Source organism: Sulfitobacter sp. 1A12157 (assembly GCF_043557345.1).
In the GTDB taxonomy this organism is placed as follows: domain Bacteria; phylum Pseudomonadota; class Alphaproteobacteria; order Rhodobacterales; family Rhodobacteraceae; genus Sulfitobacter.
This window is the reverse complement of the sequence record NZ_JBIFFV010000002.1, coordinates 426,466-448,575: the sequence shown is the minus strand read 5'-3', so window position 1 is coordinate 448,575 and position 22,110 is coordinate 426,466. Positions and strand designations below refer to the sequence as shown.

The following is a 22,110-nucleotide window of genomic DNA, read 5'->3' as shown; positions in this document are numbered from 1 at the left end:
CTACCAAATGAGCGGGATCACCGCGCTGACCAGCAGCGACATGCTCAGGTTCAGCGGGATCCCGATGCGCATGAAATCGGTGAAGCGATAGCCCCCCGGCCCGTAAACCAGCGTGTTGGTCTGATAGCCGATGGGCGTGGCAAAGGCGCAGGAGGCCGCGATCATCACCGCCACCACCAGCGGGCGCGGGTCCATGCCAAGCGCGGTGCTGAGGCTGATGGCAATCGGCGTCATAATCACCGCCACCGCATTGTTGCTGACGATCTCGGTCAGGGTCGTGGTCAGCAGGAACACCGCCAAGATGATGAAAAACGGCGGCAATTGTGCCAGCCCCGGCGCGATATTGTCGACGATCAGCGTGATCGCACCGGAGTTCTGCAAAGCCGCGCCAACCGCCAACATGGCAAAGATCAACGCCAGCAAACGCCCCTCGACGAAAGAAAAAGCCTCCTCCGCGTCGATACAGCCCGTCACCAGCACCACCGCCACCGCGATTACGGCCAGCAGGAGGATCGGCGCCACGTTGAAGGCCGCCAGCGCCACGATCCCCACGAGGGCGGCAATGGCAATCGGCGCATGGCCCCGGCGGAACGCCCGGGCCGAAGGCTGGGTCACATCGACGAGGTTCATCTCGCTCGCCAGCCGCTGAATGTCTTCGGCAGCCCCTTCCAGAAGCAGCGTGTCGCCCACCTTGACGATCAACTGGTCGAGTTGCTGGCCGATGTTCTGGTTCCGCCGATGCACCGCCAGCGCATAGACGCCGTAGCGCCGCCGCAGCCGCATCGAGCCCAAGCTGCGCCCCACCATCCGGCAACCGGGGGTGATCAGCACTTCGACGGTCGTGGTCTCCACCGCGGAAAGCTGATCGACCCGGCGCAATTCCTTGTTGTTTTGCAGGCTCAAAAGCTCGGTCATTTGGGTGCGCAGCACAACGCGGTCGCCGACCTGAAGCTCGACCCCTTTAAGATTGCGCCGCAGCGAATCGTCGCCCCGCACCACGTCGATCAGCCTCACGCCCTCGCGTTTGAAAAGCTGCACGTCCAGCACTTCGCGGCCAATCAGGTTGCTTTCGGGCGGGATCACCGCCTCGGTAAAGAATTTCATCTTGGAGCGGTCAGAGAGCATATTCGCCATGCTGTCGCGCGCGGGCAGCAGCTTGTCTGCGAAAAGCAGCATGTAAAGCAGACCCCAAGCGCAGACCACAAGGCCCACGGGCAGGATCTCGAAAATGCCGAAAGGGGCCATGCCCTGCGACCGCGCCACACCGTCGACCAATAGGTTGGTCGAGGTGCCGATCAGCGTCAATGAGCCGCCCATGATTGCGGCATAGCTAAGCGGGATCAACAGCTTGGAGGCTTTGGTGTTCAGCGTGCGGGTCAGTTGCACCACCACCGGGATCATCACCACCACGACGGGCGTGTTGTTCATGATGGCGCTGGCCGCCATGACCGACAGGATCACCCCCGCCACCGCCGTTTTGGGATGCGTCTTGGCCGAGCGTTCGGCCAGCCGCGTCAAAACATCCAGCGCCCCGGTGCGGACCAAGGCCCCCATGATAATGAACATCGCCGCGATGGTCCAAGGCGCGGGGTTTGACAGCACCTCAAGCGCGTCGTCATAGGGCAGCACGCCAAGCGCCAAGAGCAAGGCCGCCCCGGCGATGGCGACCACTTCGGTCGGAAAGGCTTCGCGCAGGAAAAGCACGAACATTATGCCGACGACCACGAGGGTCAGCACCGCCGTCTCCATCGGAGAGAAGCTGAAAAATTCCATCAAGAACCTGTCATTCGGGCAAAAGGCCGTTGTCCAGTTACGCCGATTGCCGCCCCCTGCGCAAGCCTGACGCTTAGGCGAGGAACATCAGACTTCAGGGCGCGCTGGCCTGAAGCGTTCCGCCCTCGCGCACCGGCACGATCCGGGTGGCCCGCCCCGTGCGGTCATCGGTTTCGATATAGACGCCCGAGAGGGTCGCCTCGCCATTGGCGGGGGTAAAGCGTTCGCGCGGCATGCCGGTAATGAAACGGCGCAAGGGCTCGGCCTTGTCCATGCCGATCACCGAATGATAATCGCCGCACATGCCGGCATCGCTGAGGTAGCCCGTCCCGCCCGGCAGGATCATCGCATCCGCCGTGGGCACATGGGTATGGGTGCCGACCACAAGGCTCGCCCGCCCATCGCACCAATGGCCCATGGCCATCTTTTCGCTCGTGGCTTCGCAGTGCATGTCGACGATGATCGCCTGCGCCATGCCGCCCAAAGGATGGGTTTTCAACACCGGCTCCAACGCCGAGAAAGGGTCATCGAAGGGCCGTTTCATAAAGACCTGGCCAAGCACTTGGGTCACCAGAACCTTCTTGCCGTTCTGCGCCGTGAAGAGTTTGGCCCCCTTGCCCGGCGCGGATTTGGAGAAGTTCAGCGGGCGGATCACCCGCGGCTCCTGCTCAATAAAGCTGAGCATGTCTTTCTGGTCGAAAGCGTGATCGCCAAGGGTCAGACAATCGGCCCCGGCATCGAGCAGCGTCTTGGCATGTGCGCCCGAAAGCCCCATGCCGCCGGTCGCGTTCTCGCCGTTGACCACAATGAAATCGAGCTTCCAGTCACGCCGCAGACGCGCCAGATTTTCGGTGATCGCCCGCCGTCCGGCCCGGCCCATCACATCGCCAAGAAACAAAATCTTCATGCCCTATGGACTAGGACGCGGGCGACTTGGCGGCAACCCTTATTCCGCTTGCGACGGGGGTTGGCCCGGCGTCACCTCGATCACCCCGGCCTCGGTCACGATCAGGTCGAGCGGCGCGTCGGTGTCTTCCAGCGGGATGTCGTCCCACTCTTGCCCCGCAAAAGCAAAGCCAATGGCCAGCGTGGCCCGCCGCGCGCGCAGCATCGTCAGCGTTCGGTCGTAAAAGCCGCCGCCATAGCCCAGCCGCGCGCCCGCGCGGTTGAAGGCCAAAAGCGGCACGATCACGATTTCCGGCTCGAAAAAATCGGTCTCTGCGGGGATCATCGCGCCAAAGGTGCCCGGCACCATCGGTGTCTCGGGCGTCCAACGGGCAAAAGACAGAGGGTGGTTCGGCTTTTCGATCACCGGCACGCCGACGGGACCATGGGCGCATGCCTCGGCCATGGCAGGGCGTGGATCAATCTCCGTTCGGATCGGCATGAAACCCGACAGTGGCACCCCACGGTAGCCTGCCAAAACCTCGGAAAGATAGCCCGCTTGGGCCGCATTCGCCTGTTCGAACAGGGGCTTACGGCGGGCAAAGGCCGCCTTGCGCGCCTCGGCCTTCCGGGCGGCGCAATCGCTCACAACAGCACCATGGCGGCAAGGCCCAGGAAGGCGAAGAAGCCCACCACATCCGTCACCGTCGTCACGAAAGCGCCCGAGGCGAGCGCCGGGTCCACCCCGAACCGTTCCAGCAAGATCGGGATGCCGGTGCCCGCAAGCCCCGCCACCACGAGGTTGATCACCATCGCCGTGGCGATGACATAGCCCAGCCCCGGCGAGCCGAACCAGAGCACGCCGACGATGCCCATGATCACCGCGAAGATCAGCCCGTTGACCAGCCCCACCAGAACCTCGCGCCGGATCACCCGCCAAACGTTGGAGCCGGTGAGGTCTTTGGTCGCGATGGCGCGCACCGCCACCGTCAAGCTCTGCGTGCCCGCGTTGCCGCCCATGGAAGCGACGATCGGCATCAATACGGCAAGCGCCACGATCTGCGCGATCGCCGCCTCGAATTGCGAGATCACCATCGAGGCCGCAATCGCCGTCACAAGGTTCACCGCGAGCCACGGCAGGCGCTGCTTCGTCGTCTCCGTCACCCGGTCCGAGAGCGACCCCTCGCCCACACCCGCCAGTCGCAGGATGTCTTCTTCATGTTCTTCGTCGAGCACGGCCATGGCGTCGTCAATGGTGATGACCCCGATAAGCCGCCCCTCTTCGTCGACCACCGGGGCCGAAATGAGGTGGTACTGGTTGAAGGCATAGGCCACATCGCCCTCATCGCGCATGGCGGGGATGATCTGAAAGGTCTCCTCCAGAATATCCGCCAGCCGCGTTTCGCGGCGCGAGCGCATGAGTTTGCCCAGGGTCACATTGCCCACCGGATGCAGGCGCGGGTCGACCATGACGATGTGATAGAACTGGTCCGGCAGGTCTTCTTCCTTGGTGGCGCGCAGATGGTCGATGGCTTGGCCCACCGTCCAATGCTCTGGCGCCATGACGACCTCGCGCTGCATCAGACGACCGGCGGAATATTCGGGCCAGTTCAGCGCCTGTTCCACCGCGACGCGGTCGGTCTCTTCCAGCGCCTCAAGGATGGTTTCCTGCTGCGCGTCTTCCAGATCTTCGATCAGGTCGACCACATCGTCGCTGTCCAGCTCGCGCACCGCTTGGGTCAGAACCTGCGGCGTCAGGATGCCGATGACTTCCTCACGCACCGACTCGTCGAGTTCCGACAGGATTTCCCCGTCGAACTCCTGCCCGTAAAGCCGGATCAGGGCGGCGCGGTCGTCCTCGTCGATCTGTTCAAGAAGGTCGGCGATATCCGCCGCGTGCAGCGGCTCCATCAGTTGGGTCAGATGCGCCTGATCATCGGCCGCCACCGCCTCAAGGATCGCGGCCACGGCTTTCCGGTCGAGCACATAGGCCTCGGCACGTTCATCAGGGGATGCTGCCGGATCCAGTTCTTCGATCTGCTCTGACATCCGCTGTTCTCCGTCTCTGCGCCTCTATTGGGAAGGATGATATGCGAGCGCCCAAGCCCGTACAACGGCACCTGCGACGCTTCGGTATTGTTCCCCGTCCCGCCCTCACCTAAACCACTGGGATGACAAATCAACGACTCCTTTTGGGCGCGACGCTCACCTATTCCGGCAACCCGATGCAAAGCGCCTGGGAGGATGCCGTGAAGATCGACACCGAAGGCGGTGTGCTGATCGAAAATGGCCGGATCGCTGCCGTCGGCAAGGGGGACGCCCTGCGCGCCGCTCATCCGCAGGCCGAGGTGACACGCTACGCCGATGCGCTGATCTGCCCGGGCTTTGTCGATGCTCATGTGCATTACCCGCAGACCGCCATCATCGCCTCATGGGGCAAGCGGCTGATCGACTGGCTGAACACCTATACTTTCCCCGAAGAGATGCGTCTGTCCGATGCCACCTATGCGGGCGAGATCGCCGCGCGCTATCTGGACCTGACGCTGGGCCATGGCACCACCACGGTCGCGTCTTATTGCACCATTCACCCCCATAGCGTCGATGCGCTGTTTCAAGCGGCGGCGGAGCGGGGCCAGCGGATTGTCGCGGGCAAGACCTGCATGGACCGCAACGCGCCCGAAGGGCTGCGCGACACGGTGCAATCGGCCTATGACGACAGCAAGGCGCTGATCGAGCGTTGGCATGGCAAGGGACGCGCCACCTATGCGATCACGCCGCGTTTCTCGCCCACTTCCACGCCCGAGCAGCTTTCCGCCCTCGGCGCGCTTTGGGCCGAGCATCCGACCTGCCTGATGCAGACCCATCTCAGCGAGCAGACAGATGAGATCGAATGGGTCCGCGCCTTGTTCCCGAAGGCACGCGATTACCTTGATACCTATGAGGCCCATGGCTTGCTGGGCGAACGCGGCCTCTACGGCCATGCGATCCATCTGGAACCGCGCGAGATCGACCGGCTGGCGGAGGTCGGCGGGGCGCTGGTCCACTGCCCGACCTCCAATACCTTCATCGGCTCGGGGCTGTTCGACATGACCGGCCTTGCCGCGCGGGGCATCCCGCTGGCTTTGGCGACGGATACCGGAGGCGGCTCGTCCTTTTCGATGCTGCGGACCATGGCGGCGGCCTATGAGGTCGGGCAGCTGCGCGGCACGCCGCTGCACGCCGCGCAGCTGATTTGGCTGGCCACCGCAGGCTCGGCCCGCAGCCTGCATTTGCAAGATCATGTCGGTTCACTGGCCGAGGGGATGGAGGCCGACATCACCGTGCTGTCTCTCGACTCCACCCCCGCCATCGCGCAACGTCACGCGGCGGCCAAAGACATTTGGGAAAGCCTCTTCGCCACGATCATGATGGGCGACGACCGCGCGATTGCGGATGTTTGGGTGGCGGGCGCACGGCGGGGCGGCACGGCGTAACGCGCCTCCCGCCGAGAGCTGGGCTCAGCAGGGCGCGCCCAGCACCATGACCCAGACCGCGTCATCGGCCCGGACCAGCCCCATCTCCTCGGCCCGGGCGTCGACCATGTTGCGGTAATGCCCCGGCGAGTTGGTCCAGCCGGTCATGACCTCATCAAGCGACTGCTGCCCCTTGGCGATATTCTCGGCCACGAAACACCATTCATAGCCCGCCACCGCCGCGCGGCGGCCAACATCGGTGCCATCGCTGCCTTCGTGGCTGAAATAGTCATGCGCAGCCATGTCGCGGGCGTGGTCTTGCGCCGCCTGCTCCAGACGGCTGTCATAGCTCAGGGGCTGCAATCCCTTCACATCGCGCAGGGCGTTCACCCTGTCCAAGCCCATCGGGTCGGCCAAGGCGGGCAACCCCGCCAGTATCAGTATCGAGAGTAAAACCGGCTTCATTCAGCCAAGCCTTTCGCCAAATCATTCTGCCGCGCCACCTGAGCGGCCATGTCGATGGTGGTGATTTGACCATCGCGCACCACCTGTCGGCCTTCAACGAAAAGGTCGCGCACCGCCGTGGGACCGGCAAGAAGCAGCGCAGCCGGATCCCAACTGCCCGCGCTGTGCACGCCCGAGACATCCCAGATCGCCACATCTGCCCGTTTGCCGGGCATCAGCCGCCCGCAATCAGGCCGCCCCAGCACATCCGCCCCGCCCCGCGTGGCCAGTTCGAGCGCCGCGCGCGGGCTCATCGCATCGGCCCCGCGGGCCACCCGCTGCAACAGCATCGCCTGCCGCGCCTCGGCGGCCAGATTGCCGCTGTCGTTGCTGGCCGAGCCATCGACGCCCAGCCCTACCGGCACGCCCGCATCCAGCATCGCCCGCACCGGCGCGATGCCCGAGCCGAGACGGCAGTTTGAGCAGGGACAATGCGCAACCCCCGTACGGGTCCGGGCAAAAAGGTCGATCTCGGCCCCGTCCAACTGTACGCAATGCGCGTGCCAAACATCATCGCCCAGCCAGCCGAGGCTTTCGGCATATTCCCCCGGGCGGCAGCCGAACCTCTCCTGCGAATAGGCCACATCCTCGGCATTCTCGGCCAGATGGGTGTGCAGCATCACACCCTTGTCGCGCGCCAGCAGCGCCGTGTCGCGCATCAACTCCCGGCTGACCGAAAAAGGCGAACAGGGTGCCAGTCCGACCCGGCACATCGCCCCTTCGGCGGGGTCGTGAAAGGCGTCGACCACGCGGATGCAGTCTTCCAAAATGGCCGCCTCACGTTCCACCAGCGCATCGGGCGGCAGGCCGCCATCGCTTTCGCCGATGCTCATCGAGCCGCGGGTGGGATGAAAGCGCAGCCCAAGTTCGGCGGCGGCGTGAATCGTATCCTCCAGCCGCACGCCGTTCGGGTAGAGGTAAAGGTGGTCCGAACTCAGGCTACAGCCCGAAAGCGCCAGTTCCGCCAGCCCAATCTGGGCCGAGACGAACATATGCTCTGGCCCCATGCGCGCCCAGATGGGGTAGAGCCGTTGCAGCCAGCCAAAGAGCAGCGCATCCTGCGCCCCCGGCACGGCACGGGTCATGCTTTGGTAAAGATGGTGGTGGGTGTTCACGAGGCCCGGCGTGACGACAAAGCCCGTCGCCTCGACAATCTCACCCTTTGTCCGAAGGCCCTGCCCGATCTCGGCAATCATCCCGTCGCGCAGCAGCAGGTCCGCGCCTGCAAGCTCCCGCCGGGTGTCGTCCATCGTGATAAGGTAATCCGCGCCGCGGATGAGGGTCTCTGCCATAGGTCACACTTTCGCTATGCCCGTCTCATGCAAAGTGTGTGTGGCCGATGGAAAACGGGCGAGAGAACCGACCTTCGGGAGAATTTATCGCATCCCGCCTGGGCCGGTCAATCCGGGGCTTCCCGACAATTGGATCAATAGGCGGAAAGGATCGCAAGCGCTTGGGCGTGAATGTCGCGGTTGGCCGCGGCCAGCGCCCTGCCCCCTTCATGCACCGGGTTGCCCTGCCAATCGGTGACGATCCCGCCTGCGGCTTGGATCACCGCGATGGGCGCTTGGATGTCATAGGCGTTCAGCCCCGCTTCGATCACCAGATCGACCTGCCCCGCCGCGACCAGCGCATAGGCGTAGCAATCCATGCCATAGCGGGTCAGCAACGCCTGCGAGGCGACGGCGCGAAAGGCGCTGGCCTCCTCGCTGCTGCCGACCTCGGGGAATGTGGTGAATACGATGGCCTGACGCAAATCCCGCGCCGCACGTGTCTCCAAAGGGTGGCTGCCGTGCGGCCCGCTTAACAGCGCGCCATCCGGCGCCCCCTCGAACCGCTCCCCGATATAGGGCTGGTCGATGATGCCATAGAACGGGCCCGAGGCATCGGAAACCGCGATTAGCACGCCCCAAGTCGGCGTACCGCTAAGAAAGCCGCGCGTCCCGTCGATGGGGTCGAGCACCCATGTCAGCCCCGACGTGCCGGGCTGCGCGCCATATTCCTCACCCAAGATGCCATCTGCAGGCCGCTCCGACGCCAAGATATCGCGCATCGCCCGTTCGGCGGCGCGGTCGGCTTCCGTCACCGGATCAAAACCGGTGCCGAGCTTGTTGTCGGCCTGCAGATCAAGCCTGCGGAAATAGGGCAGGATCACCTGCCGCGCCGCATCCGCCATCAAATGGGCGACGCGGCGGATATCGGGATCGAAGTCACTGGTGTTCATCATGGCGAAGACCTGACAGTTTGCGCCCCTCTGCGCAAGCCTGTCAGGGCGTTAAAGCCGAGCCTTACCGCCGCGAAGGGGTGGGCTCAGGCCACGTCGCTCAAGACGCGGGCCAGTTCGAACAACCGGCGGCGCTGGTTCTCTGGGATCGCGTAGTAAGAGCGCACAAGTTCCATCGCTTCCTTGTCGGCCATCAGATCGGCAGGCAGCCCATCCATCGGCGCGCCCTCGCCGACTTCCTCATCCTTCAACCCTTCGAAGAAAAAGGACACAGGCACCCCAAGCGCATCGGCGATATCCCACAGCCGGGACGCGCTGACGCGGTTCGCGCCGGTTTCATATTTCTGTATCTGCTGGAATTTGATCCCAACCAGTTCCGCCAGTTTTTGCTGGGTCATCCCCGTCAGCCAGCGGCGCTGTCGGATACGCTTACCTACATGTACATCTACCACATGCACCATATTCTCTGATCCTTATAGGGCACATGCGACCGTGCCAATCTCAGTTCCAAACAAGGACGAAGTGTGCCGTTGCCTCGCACGATACCGCAGGGGTTGCGCGAAAGTTCTGCCTCCTATCATAGCGGTTGCGTTGAATTCGGCCAAGAAATTTCACGTGATGGTAAAAACCGGCCCTGTATCGACTGCAACCTCAGGCGGTGCACTGCCCCTCTCATTCTACGGCCGGCGGGCTTAAAATCCCCAATTATCTTTGGGTCTGTCGGCTTCCCGCTCGGCAACCAATAGATGAACGCAAAGGATATCAATCGGTTCCCCTCGGAATGCCTCAAATGCCATGTTTCCGCAGTTGAGGCGGTGGGACAGCCCGCCGCGCGGACGCGCGCCTGCGCGAAACGCATCGGTGCTTTTCCGCCGACGGGCCAACTGCGAACGCGCCGGGCGCGGTGACCGCAGGCCATGCCGCCCCGCCCTGCGCTCCCCGAACAACTTACTCCCGCGAAACCCGCGATTATTGCCGTGATATCAGGCTGCAAGACACTTGAAATTCGCCCCATCAGGCCCGATATTCAAAGCCAAGAACGTGTCGGCTTGGTTTTTGACACGCAACTTTGCCAATGGGAGTCACTAAATGGCTGACGTCAATTCAATTCGCTCTGCTGCCGGGTCGCGCGTCTCCGCGATCGACGAGGGTCTGCGCGCTCATATGAACAAGGTGTATGGCACCATGTCCATCGGCATGCTCATCACCTTCGCCGCGGCCTGGGCCATCTCGGGCCTTTCGGTCACTTCCGACCCTTCCGCAGCCGTGGCCCAACTCAGCCAGGATAAATACCTGACGCAATTGGGTTATGCGCTCTATGCCTCGCCGCTGAAATGGGTCGTGATGTTCGCCCCGCTGGCCTTTGTCTTCGGCTTTGGCGCGATGATCAACCGCATGTCCGCCGCCACGGCGCAGGTCGTTTTCTACGCCTTTGCCGCTGTCATGGGCATCTCGATCAGCTCGATCTTTCTGGTCTTCACCGGCTATTCCATCGCGCAGGTCTTCCTGATCACCTCCATCGCCTTCGCGGGCCTGTCTCTCTGGGGCTACACCACCAAGAAGGACATCTCCGGTTGGGGCAGCTTCCTGATCATGGGTGTGATTGGTCTGGTCGTCGCGTCGATCGTCAACATCTTCCTCGCCTCCTCGGCGCTGATGTTCGCGATCTCGGCAATCGGTGTGCTGATTTTCGCGGGTCTGACCGCCTATGACACCCAGAAGATCAAGACCGAGTATCTGGCCCATGCCCATCACGGCGACACCGAGTGGCTGGGCAAGGCCGCGATCATGGGCGCGCTGAGCCTCTATCTGGACTTCATCAACATGTTCATGATGTTGCTGTCGCTCTTCGGCAACCGCGAGTAAGCGCGCTGCCACCCGATGCGAAAGGCCGGCTCCGAAAGGGCCGGCCTTTTTCTTTGCCACCGCCTTAGTCCAAGCCGCCTATCCAATCGCACCGAACAGATGACCGACCCCGGCGGTCACGGCCATCGCCAGACCGCCCCAAACCACAACGCGCCCGATGGCGGGCCGCCTTGGCGCACCGCCCAGTTGCGCGCCGCCCGCGCCAAGCAGCATCAGCGCCAGCAGTGCGACCACCGCAATGGTCACGCCGCGCAGCCCCATCGGAGCCACAACCGCCGCAAACAGAGGCAGACCGCCCCCCAAGGCAAAGGCCAGCGCCGAAGCGCCTGCCGCCTGTAACGGGTCGGCCTGACCGGCGAGACCGAACATGCCCAACTCTTCGCGCGCATGGGCGCCGAGGGCGTCATGGTCGGTCATCTGGGTCGCGACCTCTAGGGCAAGGTCGCTTTGCACGCCCCGGTTCTCCAGCCCTTCGGCCAGTTCGCTGAGTTCATAATCCGGGTCTTCGATCAGGGCGACGCGTTCGCGCTCCAGATCGGCCTTCTCCACATCCGCCTGCGCCGAGACCGAGACATATTCCCCCGCCGCCATCGAAAGTGCCCCGGCGGTGAGCCCCGCGAGCCCCGTCAGCAGGACATTGCCCTGCGTCATGCCCGCCGCGCTCACCCCGACCAGCAGGCTGGCCGAGGAGACGATACCATCGTTGGCCCCCAGAACGGCGGCGCGCAGCCAGTTGCTGCGGTTGATGAAGTGACCTTCTTTGGGCATCTGAGCCGTCTTGTACCTACTGCGGCTGATAGACCAATAGATGCGCCGGGAAAATGACCGGCCTGTCACCGCCCACCCCGGTAAAGCCCACACTGCCGGTGGGTTCGGCCCGGCTCAGCGGGGCGCAGGCCCCCAGTGTCAGCAGCAAGATGACGGCAGTTGATTTGGCAAACATGGCATTCCCCCGGCAGTTCCTTCAGGTATCCCCCGTTCCGCCCCGGCGCGCAAGGCGTCGGGGCAAGATGGGTCGGGGCAAAATGGTCAGACGGTGATCGGCTGCATCACCTGCGGCTCCACCACATCGACCCCCGGAAGCCCGTCGATCAGCGCCTGCGCCGATTGCTCCAAGGCGTCGAAGGTGCGGTAGTGGCAGGGGATGACCGTCTTGAAATCGAAATAGCGTTTTGCGGCATAGGCGGCCTGCGCCATGTCCATCGTGAAATGCCCGCCCGCCGAGAGAATGCCGATATCGGGTTTGTGATAGTCGCCCATCCAATCCATATCTGCCATGATCGCCGTATCGCCGGAATGATAGATCGTATGCCCCTCGCCCGAGATCATGAAGCCGGTCTCCATCCCGGTGTAGATCGGCCCGTTTTCGCCTTCCACCGATGAGGAATGCGAGGCCGGGACCATGGTGATCGCCACCGCGCCTGCGCGGATCGTCCCGCCTTTGTTGAAGCCAGTGGTCTGCTGCACACCCTTGCTGTCCAGCCAGCTCATCAGCTCGACCATCCCCGCCACCGGGGCGTTGGTGCGGCTGGCGATGTCGGCGATGTCTGCCGTGTGGTCGAAATGGCCGTGGGTGACGAGGATCTGCGTGGCGCCTTTGATTGCATCGGCATGGTGCGCGTCGTCCAGCATGGGGTTGTCTTTCAGCCAGGGGTCGATCAGCAGCACTTGGTCTTCGATCTCGATGCGGAATGAGCCGTGGCCGAGCCAGATGATGTTCATGGGGATCCTCCTGATTTGTGGCTTACCTAAAACTTGCGCTTCCTCGCGACGGAATCAAGAAAACGGTTCCCCATGCCTCCGGCCCGGAATCGAGCCGCAGGCGCCGGGCCATCGCCTGCCCGCCCGTCACGCCACAGGCGTGTAGTAATATATAGGCGCTTCTTTGGTGCGACCGGGCAGGCGCTGGCCCTCCTCTCTCTTACACATCCCAAACCCTTGCGAGGCCCGCCCCCAAACGGTAGAGGAGCCACAAAGAGATGGAGATGTTCATGTCGATCGACGAAAACACCGCCGCACGGGTGGCGAAACTGGCCCGGATCAAGGTTGAACCCGAGGCGCTTCCGGCGCTGGCGGAAGAGTTCAACACCATCCTCGGCTTTATCGAACAGCTGTCCGAGGTGGATGTGGACGGCGTCGAGCCGATGACCTCCGTCACCCCGCAGCGGCTCAAGCGGCGCGAGGATGTGGTCACCGATGGCGACCAGCAGGACCGCGTGCTGGCCAATGCCCCCGATGCCCGTGAAGGGTTCTTTGCCGTGCCGAAGGTGGTGGAATAATGACCGATCTGAACAAACTGAGCCTGGCCGAGGCCCGCGACGCCCTGCGCAAGGGCGAGACCACATCGAAAGACCTGACCGAGGCCTGCATCCAAGCCATCGACGGCGCAGGCGCGCTCAATGCCTTCGTGCACCGCACGCCAGAGATCGCGATGGAACAGGCCGCCGAGGCCGACGCGCGGATCAAACAGGGCGACGCCCCCGCCATGTGCGGCCTGCCCATCGGGATCAAAGACCTTTTCTGCACCAAGGGCGTCCCGAGCCAGGCCGGCAGCCGCATCCTCGAAGGCTTCCTGCCCGAATACGAAAGCACCGTGAGCCAGAAGCTGCGCGACAGCGGTGCGGTGATGCTGGGCAAACTCAACATGGACGAATTCGCCATGGGCTCGTCCAACGAGACTTCGGTCTACGGCAACGCGGTGAACCCCTGGCGGCGCAAGGGCGACACGGCGGAACTGACGCCGGGCGGCTCCTCGGGCGGCTCTGCTGCCGCCGTGGCCGCCGACCTCTGCCTTGCCGCCACCGGCACCGACACCGGCGGCTCAATCCGCCAGCCCGCCGCCTTCACCGGCACCGTGGGCATCAAGCCGACCTATGGCCGCTGCTCGCGTTGGGGCATCGTCGCCTTCGCCTCTTCGCTCGATCAGGCCGGGCCGATGACCAAGACAGTACGCGACGCCGCGATCATGCTGGAGGCGATGTGCGGCCATGACGCCAAGGACAGCACCAGCGCCGATCTGGCCGTGCCCGACTTCGAGGCGGCGCTCACCGGCGACATCCGCGGCAAGAAGATCGGCATCCCGCGCGAATACCGCATGGACGGCATGCCCGAGGAGATCGAGAAGCTCTGGCAAGACGGCATCGCCATGATGAAAGACGCGGGGGCCGAGATCGTCGACATCTCGCTGCCGCATACGAAATACGCCCTGCCCGCCTATTACGTCATCGCGCCGGCCGAGGCGTCGTCGAACCTCGCGCGCTATGACGGCGTACGCTTTGGCCACCGCGCCAAGCTCGACCAAGGCGACGGCATCACCGAGATGTACGAGAAGACCCGCGCCGAAGGCTTCGGACATGAGGTCCAGCGCCGGGTGATGGTCGGCACCTATGTGCTCTCGGCCGGTTTCTACGACGCCTACTACAACCGCGCCCGCAAGGTCCGCACCCTGATCAAGAAGGACTTCGAGGACGTCTTCGCCCAAGGCATCGACAGCATCCTGACCCCCGCGACCCCCTCAGCCGCCTTCGGTCTGGGCGAGATGAAGGACGCCGACCCGGTGGCGATGTATCTCAACGATGTCTTTACCGTGACGGTGAACCTCGCCGGCCTGCCCGGCGTGGCGCTGCCCACGGGGCAAAGCAGCACAGGGCTGCCGCTGGGTCTGCAACTTATCGGGCGCCCATGGGAAGAGGCAGACCTGCTGTCCTCCGCCTATGCGCTGGAGAAGGCCGCCGGTTTTGTGGCCAAGCCCGAGAAATGGTGGTAAGCCGCAGAGCGGTGAACAAGAGGCGAGAGCGGGTCAGATGATCACACGGACACTTCTAGCGATGACGGCAGGCGGTCTTTTGGCAGCCTGCCAACCGGCGATCCCCGATTCCGGGAACATCAACACCGGGCGCGGTGTCGGCTTTGGCGACGGCAGTTTCGAGGCCGAGCGGCGCGCCCGCGACGCGGCGCTGGCGAACGACAGCATCGACAGCGCCATTGCAGCAGCAACCCCCGCCCCGGCGGATGGCTCGCCCGAAGCGACGGCGGCGGAAACCGCCCGCGTTCTTGCCGCGACCCGTCCCGGCGGAGCCAGCAACGGTCTGGGCAATGACGCGGCAACCAACTCGGGCGTGACCCCGGTGAACGCCAGCCCGTCGAACCCGCCCCCCGCCGCGGTCAACGCCGCTGGCATCTCGAACGAGAACAACTTTGACGCCGTGTCGGGCCAGCGCAGCATCCAAGACGACGCCGCCCGCGTGGCGGCCAACCGCGCGCAGTATCAGGTCGTCCAGCCCGAAGCCCTGCCCGAACGCCGCAACGTCGGCCCGAATATCGTCGCCTATGCGCTGCAAGCCAACCAATCGCTCGGTCAGCAGATTTATAGCCGCATCGGTTTTAACAAGGCCCGCAAGTTTGAACGCGCCTGCGCACAATACAGCCACGCCGACCAAGCGCAGATCGCCTTTCTTGAGGCCGGTGGCCCCGAGAAAGACCGCCTTGGCATGGACCCCGATGGCGATGGCTTCGCCTGCGACTGGGACCCCACCCCCTTCCGCCGGGCCGCGCAGGGCTGATAAATGCTTGCCGCGCCCGACGTGACGGCGCAGCCCTCGCCCAATTGCGGCCCACGGCGCGGGGGGCTGCGGCCCCGGTTGATCGTCCTGCACCACACAGCCATGACCAGCGCCCAAGCGGCGCTGGAGCGCCTCTGTGACCCCTCTGCCGAAGTCTCGGCCCACTACCTGATTTCAGGGCGCGGAGAGGTCGTTCAAATGGTCGAGGAAGACCTGCGTGCGTGGCATGCGGGGGCTGGCCAATGGGCCGGAGAGGACGACATCAATTCGCGCTCCATCGGGATCGAGTTGGACAACCGCGGCGACCACCCCTTTTCCGAGCCACAGATGCAGGCGCTCGAAACCCTCTTACCCGGCATCATGGCGCGCCACGGCATCCCGCCCGAGGGGGTGATCGGCCATTCCTGCATGGCACCGGGCCGCAAGTTCGACCCCGGCCCCCGATTCGATTGGGCTCGGCTGGCACGGCGCGGACTGGCGCTGCCTGCGGGCAATGGCGTGCTGCCCGCCGAAGTCGACCTCGATACATTCCGCGAGGCCGCCCGTGCCGCGGGCTTCACCGCGCCTTGCGACGACGCCACGCTGCTGAGCACCGTGCGCCTGCGCTTTCGCCCTCAGGGGCGCGGCCCTCTCACCCCCGCAGACCTTGCCGCCCTGCCCCAAACCCATTGACGCGCCACGTGCCGGGGTCTAGGGCGGGGCAGCGCGGAAGGCTGGATGGCCGCTGCGTCGACTCGCGTCGCATGACCGACGACCACGCCCGTCACACACATGTGTGATATCCGTGGCGTCGCTTTTGCGGGGCGAAAGCGACGTAGAGGAAAGTCCGGACTCCAAGAAGAAACGGTGCCGGGTAACGCCCGGGCGGGGCAACCCGACGGAAAGCGCCACAGAAATGAAACCGCCCCGCGGTCCGGCCCTGCCGGAACGCCCGCGGGGTAAGGGTGAAACGGTGGGGTAAGAGCCCACCGCGGGGCTGGCAACAGCCCCGGCATGGCAAGCCCCACCGGGAGCAATGCCAAATAGGGACCGCGCGCCGATGATCTTTGGGTCAAAGGCGGGGCTCTTCTGCCCCAGCAGGTCCGGGTTGGCAGCTATAGCCGCATCGGCAACGGTGCGGTCAGAGGAATGGTCATCGCCTGCCCTTGCGGCAGGTACAAAATCCGGCTTATAGGCCTTCCGCGCATATTTCTGCTCTTTCGGCGGTAAAAGGCAGGTTTTTCGACGAAACCGGCGTCTTTCGGCACCGGGCGGGCAAATAGCGGTTGACTCGGGCGCGGGTCTGACTAGAACCCGAAATTCAGAATTCACGCAGGCCTGCGCGGCGCTGCAGCAGGAGAAGACACATGGCGAAGCCAACCACGATCAAGATCCGCCTGAACTCGTCCGCGGGCACAGGCCATTTCTACGTGACCAAGAAAAACGCACGCACCATGACCGAGAAGATGGTCATCAAGAAGTACGACCCCGTTGCGCGCAAGCACGTCGAATACAAGGAAGGCAAGATCAAGTAAGATCGCCTGACCTTGACGGTTTCAAAGGGCCACGCGGTTTCGCGTGGCCCTTTGCATTGTGCAGGACAGGGTCGCGTCCGACCCGGGGCCGATGGCCGGCTTGCAAAAGGTCCGGTGGACCTTTTGAGGCCAGCGGGTGCTTCAGCACCGGGGGCGCATAGCGCGCCCGCCCTGGGGGCGGGTCGGGCGCGATCCGGACGCGGGGCGTCCGGATAATCGTTGAGACGCCTGAATGTCATCACCGGTCCGGCGCTGCCCGGCTAGCGGTCTCTCTTCTCACGAAAAAACCTCACGAGCATCTCTTCCGCCTCTCCCGCCGCGATCCCGTCGAAGACCTCGGGCACATGGTGGCATTGGGGATGCGAGAAAACCCGCGCGCCCTGCGCCACGCCGCCTGATTTGGGGTCCGCCGCGCCGTAATAGAGCCGCGCCACACGGGCGGCGGCGATGGCGCCGGCGCACATGGCACAGGGCTCCAGCGTAACGTAAAGCGCGTGACCGATCAGCCGTTCCGAGCCGACGGCGGCGCAGGCGGCCCGCAGGGCCAGCATCTCGGCATGGGCGGTTGGGTCATTGCGGGCGCGGGTCTCATTACCTGCGGCGGCAACGATCTGCCCTCTCGGAGAGACGACCACCGCCCCCACCGGCACCTCGCCGCGCGCGGCGGCGGCGCGGGCCTCGGCCAAGGCCTGCCCCATATACGAGCGAAACTCCATCCCGTCACATGGCCGCAAACGCCACCCTTTCGCAAGTCCGTGAAACAGGGTAAGCGCAGTGTATGAACGCAAAAACGCCCCCCTCCGGCTCCGGCCCGCAAAACCCCGACACCGATGCCGCCGCTGCCAAAGGCGACCGCATCGCCAAGGTGCTGTCGCGCGCAGGCATCGCCTCGCGCCGCGAGGCCGAGCGGATGATCGAAGCAGGCCGCGTGCGCGTGAACGGGGAGCAGATCACCTCGCCCGCGCTGAACGTCACGCTCGAGGATAAGATCACCGTCGATAACACCCCCGTCGGCGCGCCCGAACCGCCGCGCATGTGGCTGTATCACAAGCCCGCCGGTCTGGTGACCACCGCCCGCGACGAAAAGGGCCGCGAGACGATCTTTGACGCCCTGCCCGAGGATATGCCCCGCGTGATGACCGTGGGCCGGCTCGACCTCAACTCCGAAGGGCTCTTGCTGCTGACCAATGATGGCGGGGTGAAGCGCAAGCTGGAACTGCCCAGCACCGGCTGGCTGCGCCGCTACCGCGCGCGGGTGAATGGCCGGCCCACGGATGAGATGCTGGAGCCGCTGCGTAAGGGCATCACCGTGGAAGGCGAGAACTTTCAGCCGATGGACGTGACGCTCGACCGCCAACAAGGGGCCAATGCCTGGCTGACCGTCGGCCTGCGCGAAGGCCGCAACCGCGAGATTCGCCGCGCAATGGAGGCCGTGGGCCTGACCGTGAACCGGCTGATCCGCATCTCCTACGGCCCGTTCCAACTGGGCGAACTGAAGATCGGCGAGGTGGAAGAGCTGCGCCGCAAGGTCGTGCGCGATCAACTGGGGCTCGAGTTGGAAGACCCCAGCGGCACCGCCACCAAGAAACCCAGCGGTCTGCGCCGCCCGCCGCGCCGCAAGCCCGGCGGTTTCGGCGGCGCGGGCCAGCCCGGCCTGCCCGTGCAACGGGGCGAAGACGACGAACCGCCGCCCCGCCGTGGTGGCGGCAAGGCAAAGAACGCACCGCGCGGCAAGGCCGCGATGGGCAAGACGGCTGGCAAGGCAAGCGGCAAACCGGGGGCGCGCCCCATGGGGCGGCCGACTGGCAAACCGGGGCCGAAACCCACAGGCCGGGGGCCAAAACCCCGCCGCTGACCAGCCCCGCCCCCAGCTGCCCTGCGCGTTTCCGGAACGCGGCCGACCTGCGTGCGTTGAATAGAGAACGGCAGGCAAGATCAGCGCGAAACCGCTGTCAGAAAAGGGCAATATGGCGCGAATAGTGATGTTTTTGGTGGCCTTGGCCGCGCTCGTGGTTATCATCCTCGGCGCAGCCTCGCTCGTGGGGCGTGCGGCTGACAGTGCCGGCACGGCGTTGCGCTCGATCTGGGGCAGCAAAAGGGGAAACATGATGGCGCCAACAACCTTTCAGAAAATCGCCTTTGGCGCGTTGCTGGTGCTGCTGCTTGGGCTGACCAGCGGTTTTCTCGGGGGGCTTTGACCTATGGCACAGCGCTTTGGCGGCAGATATAGCCCCGACCCCGACGCCACCCCCGGCAGCCCCCCACGCAAACCCGCGCGCCTGCGCGTCGATCCGGCGGGCGGTCGGGTCAACCTGATGTTCCTACCGCCGGTGCTGCTGGCGGCGACTTCGCTGATCGGGGGGGCGAGCACGCTGGTGCTTGGCCTTGGCGGGGCGTTCCTACTGGCTTCGGGTGTCTGGTTGCTGCGCGATGGTCTCTTGGCCGAGGCGGAATACCACGAGCGCAAAGTCGCCCGGCGCCCCGTCTTGCCGCGCAAAATCATCGCGGCCCTCTTGGCCGGTGCGGGCGCGGGCTTCGCCGCTTATAGCAATGATCCCAGTCTTGCCGCGGCCTTGCTCTATGGCGTTGCCGCCACCGCGCTGCACCTCGCGGCCTTCGGCATCGACCCGCTACAGAACAAGGGCATGGAGGGCATCGACACCTTCCAGCAAGACCGGGTCGCCCGCGTGGTGGATGAGGCCGAAAAACTGCTCTCGGGCATGAGCCAAGCGATACTGCGCGCAGGCGACCGCCGCGCCGAAGCGCGGCTCGCGGAGTTTCAAGAAACCGCCCGGCATTTGATCCGCACCGTCGAAGAAGACCCACGCGATCTGACCGCCGCCCGCAAATACCTTGTCGTCTATCTGCGCGGGGCGCATGACGCGACGGTGAAATTCGCCGACCTTTATGCCCGCAATCAGGACACCCAAGCGCGCGACGACTACCTCGCCTTGCTCGACGATCTGGATCAGAACTTCGCCGCGCGCACGGCCAAATCGCTGCTGGATGACCGCAGCGATCTGAACGTGGAAATCGACGTGCTGCGGGCGCGCCTCTCTCGTGAGGGGGTCCGACTGGAACAACCCACCCCTGCAAATACTAAGGAAGAACAGTGATGACCGATGCCCTCCGTGACAAAGCTGCCCAATCGCAAGGGTTGGTGGAAGAAGTGAACGCAACCGTCTTGCCCGAACCGGCGGATGCCAATGCCATCGTGCCGCTGAACAAAGCCGATCCCGAACAGAGCGCGGAAATCCAAAAGCGCATGGCCGAGATCGACGTGACCGATACCCAATCCATCGTCAGCTTCGGCTCTGCCGCGCAGGCCGAGTTGCAAGAAATCAGCCAATCCATGCTGGCGGATGTGCGCAACAAGGATGTCGGCCCCGCGGGCGACAGCCTGCGCACCATGGTCAGCGCGATCCGCGGCTTCTCGGTCTCGGAATTGGACGTGCGGCGCAAACAAAGCTGGTGGGAGAAACTGCTGGGCCGCGCTACGCCCTTTGCCAAGTTCACCGCCCGTTTCGAAGAGGTGCAGGGCCAGATCGACCGGATCACCGACAACCTGCTGGCGCATGAGCATAGGCTGTTGAAAGACATCAAATCGCTCGACCTGCTTTATGAAAAGACGCTGCAATTCTACGACGAACTGGCGCTCTATATCTCTGCCGGTGAGGCCAAGATCGAAGAGTTGGATCACAAGACCATCCCCGCCAAGCAAACCGCGCTCGATAAAGCGAGCGAGGACGATCAGGTCATGCGCGCGCAAGAGCTGCGCGATCTGCGTGCCGCCCGCGATGATCTGGAGCGTCGGGTGCATGACCTGACGCTGACCCGGCAGGTCACCATGCAGTCGCTGCCCTCAATCCGTCTGGTGCAGGAGAATGACAAAAGCCTCGTGACCAAGATCAACTCGACCTTGGTCAACACCGTGCCCCTGTGGGAGACGCAATTGGCACAGGCCGTCACCATCCAGCGCAGCGGTGAGGCGGCAAATGCGGTGCGCGAGGCCAATGACCTGACCAACGAACTGCTCACCTCCAACGCCAAGAACCTGCGCGAGAGCAACAAGGTGATCCGTCAGGAGATGGAGCGCGGGGTCTTTGATATCGAAGCGGTGAAACGCGCCAACGAAGACTTGATCGGCACCATCGAAGAATCCCTGCAAATCGCGGATGAGGGCAAGGCGAAACGCGCCCAAGCCGAGAAAGAGTTGCAGGAGATGGAAGGCCGTCTGCGCGACACGCTCGCCGCTGCCAAGGCCCGCGAAACGGGTTTGGGCGACACCACCGGCAACGCGGTGCCAAGCTAAGACCGAGGTGAGGGAAGAGGCCATGCAAGGACGTCTGCGCAGAAATCTGCGCGCCGCAGGGGCGCTGGTGCTCAGCACGCTGCTCTTGGCCTGCGCCGAGCCTGCGCCCGTCTTGCAAAAGGTCGCCAAACCGCAGGCCCGCCCTGCCGCCGCCGCCCCTGCCCCGGCGGCGGTGGCCAAACCGACCTCGCAGAAAAGCGCCATGCTGCGCAGCTATCTGCATCAGGTCGAAAAGGCGCAGTTGGGCCAAGACCTGCTGCGCCAAGACGGCGGCGGAGAAGACACGCCCTTTACCAGCGAAATGCTGGCGCGCAACTTTGAGCAGATCGCGCTATATAACGAATATGACGGCAATTTCTCAGGCCAAGGCGGCGCCAGCCCGCTGCGCCGCTGGGAGGCGCCGGTGCGGATGCAGATCATCTTTGGCGACGGCGTGCCGCCCTCGCAGCGTCGGTCCGACACCGCCAAGATTGGTGCCTTCGCCCGCCGTTTGGCGCGGGTGACCGGGCATTCGGTCTCGCTCGGCGACAGGCCGAATTTCATGGTGGTCGTGGCCTCGGAAGATGACCGCATAGATGCGCTGGCCCAAGCGGCGGAAGAGGTCGCGGGCGTCAGCAAATCATCGCTCCGGGCCATGCGCAACATGCGCCGCGACACCTATTGCGCTGTGGCCGCCTATGCCGCGGGCGACAACCCGAATGTCTATACCGCCGCCGTGGCCGTGATCCGCTCGGAAAACCCCGAATTGCTGCGGCTTTCCTGCATTCACGAGGAATTGGCGCAGGGCCTGGGCCTTGCCAATGACAGCCCCGCCGCGCGACCGTCGATCTTCAATGACGACGACGAATTTGCCCTGCTCACCAAACACGACGAACTCCTGCTTAAAATGCTTTATGACCGGCGCTTGCGCCCCGGCATGACGGCAGAGCAGGTCAACCCGATCACCCGGATCATCGCGCGCGAGTTGACGGACGGGCCGGTGTAACGCAGCATGACGACGAAAGAATAAGGACCACCC

Annotated in this window: 24 protein-coding genes and 1 other RNA gene; 13 read left to right on the top strand and 12 right to left on the bottom strand. The window is 64.4% G+C overall.

Translation table 11 applies throughout. From position 1 onward, the window contains the following. The 4 genes from ACGYLC_RS06135 to mgtE form a co-directional block, all read right to left on the bottom strand. Positions 1-1,773, bottom strand: coding sequence for an SLC13 family permease (locus tag ACGYLC_RS06135; RefSeq protein ID WP_394422176.1), 1,773 nt, complete (start codon positions 1,771-1,773; stop codon positions 1-3). 94 nt (positions 1,774-1,867) lie between these two features. Beyond that, positions 1,868-2,680 (bottom strand): TIGR00282 family metallophosphoesterase, encoded by an 813-nt coding sequence (locus ACGYLC_RS06130; protein WP_394422175.1) that lies wholly within the window; start codon positions 2,678-2,680, stop codon positions 1,868-1,870. A 39-nt stretch (positions 2,681-2,719) separates the two neighbouring features. Then, positions 2,720-3,307 (bottom strand): 5-formyltetrahydrofolate cyclo-ligase, encoded by a 588-nt coding sequence (locus ACGYLC_RS06125; RefSeq protein WP_394422174.1) that lies wholly within the window; start codon positions 3,305-3,307, stop codon positions 2,720-2,722. Then, complete coding sequence (gene mgtE / locus ACGYLC_RS06120) at positions 3,304-4,707, bottom strand: magnesium transporter (protein ID WP_394422173.1); 1,404 nt, start codon at positions 4,705-4,707, stop codon at positions 3,304-3,306. Before mgtE ends, ACGYLC_RS06125 begins: the two co-directional genes overlap by 4 nt. 122 nt (positions 4,708-4,829) lie before the next feature. Between mgtE and guaD the strand changes: the two genes are divergently transcribed. After that, the gene (gene guaD / locus ACGYLC_RS06115; protein ID WP_394422171.1) at positions 4,830-6,131 is read left to right on the top strand and encodes a guanine deaminase; all 1,302 of its coding nucleotides are present in this window, start codon (positions 4,830-4,832) and stop codon (positions 6,129-6,131) included. A 24-nt stretch (positions 6,132-6,155) separates the two neighbouring features. Here guaD and ACGYLC_RS06110 read toward each other — a convergent pair whose 3' ends face one another. The 4 genes from ACGYLC_RS06110 to ACGYLC_RS06095 form a co-directional block, all read right to left on the bottom strand. Then, a complete protein-coding gene (locus ACGYLC_RS06110; RefSeq protein ID WP_394400262.1) occupies positions 6,156-6,575 on the bottom strand; it encodes a CAP domain-containing protein in 420 nt (139 codons plus the stop codon). After that, positions 6,572-7,906: an 8-oxoguanine deaminase gene (locus ACGYLC_RS06105; RefSeq protein ID WP_394422169.1), complete on the bottom strand. Its 1,335-nt coding sequence runs from the start codon at positions 7,904-7,906 to the stop codon at positions 6,572-6,574. Before ACGYLC_RS06105 ends, ACGYLC_RS06110 begins: the two co-directional genes overlap by 4 nt. Before the next feature lie 134 nt (positions 7,907-8,040). Continuing rightward, positions 8,041-8,841 (bottom strand): histidinol-phosphatase, encoded by an 801-nt coding sequence (gene hisN, locus ACGYLC_RS06100; protein WP_394422167.1) that lies wholly within the window; start codon positions 8,839-8,841, stop codon positions 8,041-8,043. 83 nt (positions 8,842-8,924) lie between these two features. After that, positions 8,925-9,299 (bottom strand): helix-turn-helix domain-containing protein, encoded by a 375-nt coding sequence (locus ACGYLC_RS06095; RefSeq protein ID WP_394400268.1) that lies wholly within the window; start codon positions 9,297-9,299, stop codon positions 8,925-8,927. Positions 9,300-9,927: 628 nt separating this feature from the next. Here ACGYLC_RS06095 and ACGYLC_RS06090 point away from each other — a divergent pair. Next, positions 9,928-10,704 (top strand): Bax inhibitor-1 family protein, encoded by a 777-nt coding sequence (locus tag ACGYLC_RS06090; RefSeq protein ID WP_394400270.1) that lies wholly within the window; start codon positions 9,928-9,930, stop codon positions 10,702-10,704. Positions 10,705-10,782: 78 nt separating this feature from the next. Here ACGYLC_RS06090 and ACGYLC_RS06085 read toward each other — a convergent pair whose 3' ends face one another. From ACGYLC_RS06085 to ACGYLC_RS06075, 3 genes are all read right to left on the bottom strand, one after another. Then, on the bottom strand, positions 10,783-11,472 hold the full coding sequence (locus tag ACGYLC_RS06085; RefSeq protein WP_394422166.1) for a VIT family protein: 690 nt from the start codon (positions 11,470-11,472) through the stop codon (positions 10,783-10,785). Positions 11,473-11,488: 16 nt separating this feature from the next. Further along, entirely contained in the window at positions 11,489-11,647 is a 159-nt protein-coding gene (locus ACGYLC_RS06080; protein WP_156505794.1) for a hypothetical protein, read from the bottom strand. A gap of 86 nt (positions 11,648-11,733) precedes the next feature. Beyond that, positions 11,734-12,426: a metal-dependent hydrolase gene (locus ACGYLC_RS06075; RefSeq protein ID WP_394422164.1), complete on the bottom strand. Its 693-nt coding sequence runs from the start codon at positions 12,424-12,426 to the stop codon at positions 11,734-11,736. A gap of 269 nt (positions 12,427-12,695) precedes the next feature. Here ACGYLC_RS06075 and gatC point away from each other — a divergent pair, with 269 nt between their 5' ends. From gatC to rpmG, 6 genes are all read left to right on the top strand, one after another. After that, on the top strand, positions 12,696-12,983 hold the full coding sequence (gene gatC, locus ACGYLC_RS06070) for an Asp-tRNA(Asn)/Glu-tRNA(Gln) amidotransferase subunit GatC (protein ID WP_394422162.1): 288 nt from the start codon (positions 12,696-12,698) through the stop codon (positions 12,981-12,983). Continuing rightward, positions 12,983-14,470, top strand: coding sequence for an Asp-tRNA(Asn)/Glu-tRNA(Gln) amidotransferase subunit GatA (gatA, locus tag ACGYLC_RS06065; RefSeq protein WP_394422161.1), 1,488 nt, complete (start codon positions 12,983-12,985; stop codon positions 14,468-14,470). The genes gatC and gatA overlap by 1 nt, the downstream gene beginning before the upstream one ends. A gap of 37 nt (positions 14,471-14,507) precedes the next feature. Then, entirely contained in the window at positions 14,508-15,266 is a 759-nt protein-coding gene (locus ACGYLC_RS06060; protein ID WP_394422160.1) for a hypothetical protein, read from the top strand. A gap of 3 nt (positions 15,267-15,269) precedes the next feature. Further along, positions 15,270-15,938 carry an N-acetylmuramoyl-L-alanine amidase gene (locus tag ACGYLC_RS06055; protein WP_394422158.1) on the top strand — a complete coding sequence of 223 codons (669 nt, stop codon included), beginning with the start codon at positions 15,270-15,272 and terminating at the stop codon, positions 15,936-15,938. Positions 15,939-15,971: 33 nt separating this feature from the next. Continuing rightward, an RNA gene (gene rnpB, locus ACGYLC_RS06050) (RNase P RNA component class A) lies at positions 15,972-16,453 on the top strand. Between the two features lie 159 nt (positions 16,454-16,612). Next, positions 16,613-16,780: a 50S ribosomal protein L33 gene (rpmG, locus tag ACGYLC_RS06045; protein WP_007119221.1), complete on the top strand. Its 168-nt coding sequence runs from the start codon at positions 16,613-16,615 to the stop codon at positions 16,778-16,780. 260 nt (positions 16,781-17,040) lie between these two features. On the opposite strand, the gene ACGYLC_RS06040 is transcribed toward rpmG, so the two are convergent. Continuing rightward, complete coding sequence (locus tag ACGYLC_RS06040) at positions 17,041-17,496, bottom strand: nucleoside deaminase (protein WP_394422156.1); 456 nt, start codon at positions 17,494-17,496, stop codon at positions 17,041-17,043. A 62-nt stretch (positions 17,497-17,558) separates the two neighbouring features. Here ACGYLC_RS06040 and ACGYLC_RS06035 point away from each other — a divergent pair, with 62 nt between their 5' ends. The 5 genes from ACGYLC_RS06035 (at position 17,559) to ACGYLC_RS06015 (ending at position 22,077) form a co-directional block, all read left to right on the top strand. Beyond that, positions 17,559-18,635: a pseudouridine synthase gene (locus ACGYLC_RS06035; protein ID WP_394422154.1), complete on the top strand. Its 1,077-nt coding sequence runs from the start codon at positions 17,559-17,561 to the stop codon at positions 18,633-18,635. A 127-nt stretch (positions 18,636-18,762) separates the two neighbouring features. Next, complete coding sequence (locus tag ACGYLC_RS06030; RefSeq protein WP_394422152.1) at positions 18,763-18,978, top strand: hypothetical protein; 216 nt, start codon at positions 18,763-18,765, stop codon at positions 18,976-18,978. Positions 18,979-18,981: 3 nt separating this feature from the next. Continuing rightward, positions 18,982-19,896, top strand: coding sequence for a 5-bromo-4-chloroindolyl phosphate hydrolysis family protein (locus ACGYLC_RS06025; RefSeq protein ID WP_394422150.1), 915 nt, complete (start codon positions 18,982-18,984; stop codon positions 19,894-19,896). Beyond that, positions 19,896-21,092, top strand: a complete 1,197-nt coding sequence (locus ACGYLC_RS06020; protein ID WP_394422148.1) for a toxic anion resistance protein — start codon at positions 19,896-19,898, stop codon at positions 21,090-21,092. The genes ACGYLC_RS06025 and ACGYLC_RS06020 overlap by 1 nt, the downstream gene beginning before the upstream one ends. A gap of 22 nt (positions 21,093-21,114) precedes the next feature. After that, entirely contained in the window at positions 21,115-22,077 is a 963-nt protein-coding gene (locus tag ACGYLC_RS06015; protein ID WP_394422147.1) for a DUF2927 domain-containing protein, read from the top strand. Positions 22,078-22,110: the final 33 nt, after the last annotated feature.

Excerpts from the sequence above, each read along its gene's own strand:
- ACGYLC_RS06110 (WP_394400262.1), bottom strand. The coding sequence starts at position 6,575 with ATGAAGCCGGTTTTACTCTCGATACTGATACTGGCGGGGTTGCCCGCC.
- guaD (WP_394422171.1), top strand. The coding sequence starts at position 4,830 with ATGACAAATCAACGACTCCTTTTGGGCGCGACGCTCACCTATTCCGGC.
- ACGYLC_RS06130 (WP_394422175.1), bottom strand. The coding sequence starts at position 2,680 with ATGAAGATTTTGTTTCTTGGCGATGTGATGGGCCGGGCCGGACGGCGG.
- rpmG (WP_007119221.1), top strand. The coding sequence starts at position 16,613 with ATGGCGAAGCCAACCACGATCAAGATCCGCCTGAACTCGTCCGCGGGC.
- ACGYLC_RS06135 (WP_394422176.1), bottom strand. The coding sequence starts at position 1,773 with ATGGAATTTTTCAGCTTCTCTCCGATGGAGACGGCGGTGCTGACCCTC.
- mgtE (WP_394422173.1), bottom strand. The coding sequence starts at position 4,707 with ATGTCAGAGCAGATCGAAGAACTGGATCCGGCAGCATCCCCTGATGAA.
- ACGYLC_RS06090 (WP_394400270.1), top strand. The coding sequence starts at position 9,928 with ATGGCTGACGTCAATTCAATTCGCTCTGCTGCCGGGTCGCGCGTCTCC.
- ACGYLC_RS06060 (WP_394422160.1), top strand. The coding sequence starts at position 14,508 with ATGATCACACGGACACTTCTAGCGATGACGGCAGGCGGTCTTTTGGCA.
- ACGYLC_RS06095 (WP_394400268.1), bottom strand. The coding sequence starts at position 9,299 with ATGGTGCATGTGGTAGATGTACATGTAGGTAAGCGTATCCGACAGCGC.
- ACGYLC_RS06025 (WP_394422150.1), top strand. The coding sequence starts at position 18,982 with ATGGCACAGCGCTTTGGCGGCAGATATAGCCCCGACCCCGACGCCACC.
- ACGYLC_RS06085 (WP_394422166.1), bottom strand. The coding sequence starts at position 11,472 with ATGCCCAAAGAAGGTCACTTCATCAACCGCAGCAACTGGCTGCGCGCC.
- ACGYLC_RS06020 (WP_394422148.1), top strand. The coding sequence starts at position 19,896 with ATGACCGATGCCCTCCGTGACAAAGCTGCCCAATCGCAAGGGTTGGTG.
- ACGYLC_RS06075 (WP_394422164.1), bottom strand. The coding sequence starts at position 12,426 with ATGAACATCATCTGGCTCGGCCACGGCTCATTCCGCATCGAGATCGAA.
- ACGYLC_RS06080 (WP_156505794.1), bottom strand. The coding sequence starts at position 11,647 with ATGTTTGCCAAATCAACTGCCGTCATCTTGCTGCTGACACTGGGGGCC.
- gatC (WP_394422162.1), top strand. The coding sequence starts at position 12,696 with ATGTCGATCGACGAAAACACCGCCGCACGGGTGGCGAAACTGGCCCGG.
- ACGYLC_RS06030 (WP_394422152.1), top strand. The coding sequence starts at position 18,763 with ATGTTTTTGGTGGCCTTGGCCGCGCTCGTGGTTATCATCCTCGGCGCA.
- ACGYLC_RS06035 (WP_394422154.1), top strand. The coding sequence starts at position 17,559 with ATGAACGCAAAAACGCCCCCCTCCGGCTCCGGCCCGCAAAACCCCGAC.
- ACGYLC_RS06040 (WP_394422156.1), bottom strand. The coding sequence starts at position 17,496 with ATGGAGTTTCGCTCGTATATGGGGCAGGCCTTGGCCGAGGCCCGCGCC.
- ACGYLC_RS06015 (WP_394422147.1), top strand. The coding sequence starts at position 21,115 with ATGCAAGGACGTCTGCGCAGAAATCTGCGCGCCGCAGGGGCGCTGGTG.
- gatA (WP_394422161.1), top strand. The coding sequence starts at position 12,983 with ATGACCGATCTGAACAAACTGAGCCTGGCCGAGGCCCGCGACGCCCTG.
- ACGYLC_RS06105 (WP_394422169.1), bottom strand. The coding sequence starts at position 7,906 with ATGGCAGAGACCCTCATCCGCGGCGCGGATTACCTTATCACGATGGAC.
- hisN (WP_394422167.1), bottom strand. The coding sequence starts at position 8,841 with ATGATGAACACCAGTGACTTCGATCCCGATATCCGCCGCGTCGCCCAT.
- ACGYLC_RS06055 (WP_394422158.1), top strand. The coding sequence starts at position 15,270 with ATGCTTGCCGCGCCCGACGTGACGGCGCAGCCCTCGCCCAATTGCGGC.